The sequence below is a fragment of the Pantoea sp. E956-1 genome, assembly GCF_982223955.1.
This window is the reverse complement of the sequence record NZ_CEUYZP010000023.1, coordinates 1-3,454: the sequence shown is the minus strand read 5'-3', so window position 1 is coordinate 3,454 and position 3,454 is coordinate 1. Positions and strand designations below refer to the sequence as shown.

Below are 3,454 nucleotides of genomic sequence, written 5' to 3'. Positions count from 1 at the left end.
TGAATGGCACCGCGTAGTGCTGTTTGGGAAGCTTGCTGAGGTTGCAGGTGAATACCTTCGCAAAGGTTCGCAGGTCTATATCGAAGGCCAGCTACGCACCCGCAAGTGGCAGGACCAGGGCGGACAGGAACGCTACACCACCGAGGTTACGGTCAATGTGGGCGGCACCATGCAGATGCTGGGCGGTAAGCAGGAAGGTGGTCAGGGAAACCGACCACAGCAAAATCAGCAGCGTCCGCAGCAGCAGGCTGGGCAATCTACTCCACCGGCGAACAATGAACCGCCGATGGATTGGGAAGATGACACCCCGTTTTAGGGAACCTCCGATGATTATCGCTGTGACCATTTATCACAAAAATGAAAAGACGGGCAGAACATCGCTGGTAGTTTCTCATGGAGTTGAGCGCGATACCGGCAAGCAAATAGTTCTTCCATGCGAGCACCCAAAAGACCTCGGTGCAATCTGGAACGCAGAACTACGCGAATGGGTTCTTCTCTCTAAGTAAACAAATAAGGCACCGACCATGAACCTCACCGAACCTTCGGCGTACTCTGCACGCCCTGATGAAGCAGAATCACTCAGGCTTCACAGGATGGCTATGCAGGACGCACAGCAGCAGATTAACGCCCGGTACGGTGGTCGGTGCCGGATTGAATCACGTACGACGGAATCACTGGAAGCACGGCGCAGGGAGCGCGCCACCCGTGAATATGCACGACAGGCAGCCTTCTATCCTCAGCTGCCACGAATCGTAATGACGAAGCCTGATGTTGTCTGGAATGACTATCAGACAGAGCTGCGCGGCCGGTTTGGTGCCGTGGTGCAGGACTAACTATTTTCGCCGCGGCATTGAGCCTGACAGCGGCACAAGGGGTAAGAGAATGAACGCAGAAGAGAGCCAGGATGAAATTCAGCGCCGAATTTCTGCTTGTGTTAATGCACTTGAAGGTATTCCTACTGATCGCATTGAGGGTAAAAACTTAGGCGAAATCCTTGCCGGAGAGATGCGACTTCATGGCGCTGGCCCTCGCAGTGATGGCGGATTCGGTTTCGAGTTTTCTGGGGGAGTATGCCAGTTATTGGCCGAAGCTTATGCTGAGCAATTCAAGCAATCGGGTGCCATAAATTATCTTGAGTTGCTTTTCCAGCATTCCGATATCGGACCACTCACAATCACCATGCAGCGCGTCGATGGACTAACGCCTGCCCAGAAGTTAGCTCAGGCGGAGAATGAGCGCGACTCTCTGGCGGCGAAGGTAAAGCAGCAGGAGAGGGATAGTGTATTCATTCCCAAAGACATTGAAGCAGCCTTAGCTGTTATGGGCGTGGCGCTTCCTGAGTCGAAAGAAGAGTTCAATTTCTCAATTAACCGCTGGGTGCAAAGACTGGTTGACCGGGTGATTCGCGTCGGACCTGAGCTTGATGCAGAGCGCAATAACTTGCGGGCTGAGTCCTTACCTGCGGACATCGCACAGATAATCGATAGCGGCGACCTGGAGTCAATTCTGTTTGCTTCTGAGGAGCCTTCTTCAGAGACGTACCGTCTCGCTTTGTATAATTTCCGCCAACTCCGCGCAGGAGAGCCATCATGACCGAAGAGCAGAAGCGGACCTTGACGATGTCACAAAAAGAAATGAGAGAATTGGCGGCCATATATCGATCAGACAATGACGAAGGAACGTACGCATGGTTTTACCCACATCTTTCCGTTTGGGTCGAAGGTTTTCTATCTCCTCAGGTTTTCAATTACATGTTCGACCAAGAGTCAGCAGGTCATTGGCTGGACAATGAAATAAAAATGTTAATCGATGACGGCAGGGATCCGGCTGATTATGTAGAATTGAAGGAAAAGCCCGCATTAAACCCGGTCGTTGTTGTTTTTTATGAAGGAAAAGCAATTATATGGGATGGATACCATCGAGTGGCGGCAGCGGTATTCAGAGGCAAGCCAATATACGCTATATTTTCTCAACCTCCGAATCAAACAGTTAAACTATCCCGAGACTTGAAAATAAACAGGGACTCTACGCAATCGCACATTGATTACGCCGAGGGATATAATGACAGAGCTAATATTGATAGAGAGGCCATACTCGCAGCCGGTTATCAGGTGGAGGGTGAGTGATGGAAAAGCTGACTCAGGAAAGGCTTAAGGAATTGCTGCACTATGATCCTGAAAGTGGAAATTTCACCAGGATAAAATCCGCAAGCAACCATGTGGCAGGCGAGGTGGCAGGTTGGTTAACTAAAGAAGGCTACAGGCTAATAAAAGTTGACGGCAAGCAGTACAGGTGTGCGCGCCTGGTATTTCTTTATATGACTGGGCGCCTGCCATTGCAGGCAGATCACATCAATCGCATCAGAAACGATGACCGATGGGCTAACATCCGGGAGGCTGATAACGGCCAGAACAATGCAAATAAGAACATGCAGAGAAATAACACTAGCGGCATAAAGTGTGCCAGTTGGGATCTCCGGCGTAATCGGTGGCACGTTAGGGTTCATATTAGCGGTAAGCAGCGCCATATTGGCTACTTCGACGATTTTGAGTTGGCAGAATTAGCGGCTTCTGAAGCAAGAGCTAAAGCATATGGGGAGTTCGCATCATGATAAAAAATTCCGGAGGAGAAATGATTAGTGATGAGAGGCTGAGGTTCAAGCTGAAAAATAGTGAAATTTGCACAGGTGATGAAGTAGACATGGCAAGGGAGTTGCTGGCGCTGCGCCCATGCCGTCATAACTGGAATGTCATTCGCTTAGTAGAGGCTGGTGGTCGGTACCAATACTGCACCCTGTGCGGTGCTAAGAAGGTGGCGCAATGAAATATATAACCGTGACTGTGGAAGTTGAAGTTCCAGACGATGCAACAGATGAAGAAATTAGTCAATGGGTAGATGTTGAGTTTGGCGAATGCAACAGCATGGCTTCTGATAACCCCATCATAGATAACTATGAGGTTTTCTCCGCACGCTGGAATTCGTAATGAAAAACTACGAACCCATTGAGAAATCAAAACGAGCCGCGAAAGCGGTTTTTTATTGCCTATAGGAAACCAAAATGCATATCGAAATCGGTGACAAATACACAGTCGAAGGCGGCGCTAACGACTTCATCCTGTACGTGAAAAGCATCGTTAAGCATGGCAAAACAGCCGGACAGGAAACTCAGCAGCGCCTCGGCTACTACTCGAAGTTAGAGCATCTCATCCGCGCTCTCATCAACCATGAAATCCGCACCGGCGAAGCGAAGACGCTGCAGGAAATGCAGGACCAGATTACCTACATCTCTATCTGGTGTGAGAAGGCATTTGCGGAGGTGGCGCATGTCTGACGAATTAGACCAGGCCGCAGCGCTTGAAGAACTGGAAAGAACCATAGCCCTGGCTAACCGTAAACGCCCGGAAATGCAGTTTACCGGTGCCTGCTATAACTGCGAGGAGTCAGTAGATAAAGG

9 protein-coding genes are annotated in these 3,454 nt (G+C 49.9%); all 9 read left to right on the top strand.

Features of this window, described 5'->3' with window-relative positions; translation table 11 throughout:
- A partial coding sequence (gene ssb / locus AC0T7J_RS25020) for a single-stranded DNA-binding protein (protein ID WP_473798403.1) occupies positions 1-316 on the top strand: 316 nt, incomplete at its 5' end.
- 10 nt (positions 317-326) lie between these two features.
- Positions 327-506 (top strand): hypothetical protein, encoded by a 180-nt coding sequence (locus AC0T7J_RS25015; RefSeq protein ID WP_473798400.1) that lies wholly within the window; start codon positions 327-329, stop codon positions 504-506.
- A gap of 93 nt (positions 507-599) precedes the next feature.
- A complete protein-coding gene (locus AC0T7J_RS25010) occupies positions 600-833 on the top strand; it encodes a hypothetical protein (RefSeq protein ID WP_473798397.1) in 234 nt (77 codons plus the stop codon).
- A gap of 49 nt (positions 834-882) precedes the next feature.
- On the top strand, positions 883-1,593 hold the full coding sequence (locus AC0T7J_RS25005; RefSeq protein ID WP_473798395.1) for a hypothetical protein: 711 nt from the start codon (positions 883-885) through the stop codon (positions 1,591-1,593).
- Positions 1,590-2,126, top strand: coding sequence for a hypothetical protein (locus tag AC0T7J_RS25000; protein ID WP_473798392.1), 537 nt, complete (start codon positions 1,590-1,592; stop codon positions 2,124-2,126). The genes AC0T7J_RS25005 and AC0T7J_RS25000 overlap by 4 nt, the downstream gene beginning before the upstream one ends.
- Positions 2,126-2,611, top strand: coding sequence for an HNH endonuclease (locus tag AC0T7J_RS24995; RefSeq protein ID WP_473798390.1), 486 nt, complete (start codon positions 2,126-2,128; stop codon positions 2,609-2,611). The genes AC0T7J_RS25000 and AC0T7J_RS24995 overlap by 1 nt, the downstream gene beginning before the upstream one ends.
- On the top strand, positions 2,608-2,823 hold the full coding sequence (locus AC0T7J_RS24990) for a hypothetical protein (protein ID WP_473798387.1): 216 nt from the start codon (positions 2,608-2,610) through the stop codon (positions 2,821-2,823). The genes AC0T7J_RS24995 and AC0T7J_RS24990 overlap by 4 nt, the downstream gene beginning before the upstream one ends.
- On the top strand, positions 2,820-2,984 hold the full coding sequence (locus AC0T7J_RS24985; RefSeq protein WP_473798384.1) for a hypothetical protein: 165 nt from the start codon (positions 2,820-2,822) through the stop codon (positions 2,982-2,984). Before AC0T7J_RS24990 ends, AC0T7J_RS24985 begins: the two co-directional genes overlap by 4 nt.
- 74 nt (positions 2,985-3,058) lie before the next feature.
- Positions 3,059-3,331 carry a DUF5405 family protein gene (locus AC0T7J_RS24980; protein ID WP_191923011.1) on the top strand — a complete coding sequence of 91 codons (273 nt, stop codon included), beginning with the start codon at positions 3,059-3,061 and terminating at the stop codon, positions 3,329-3,331.
- The last annotated feature ends 123 nt before the right edge of the window (positions 3,332-3,454 follow it).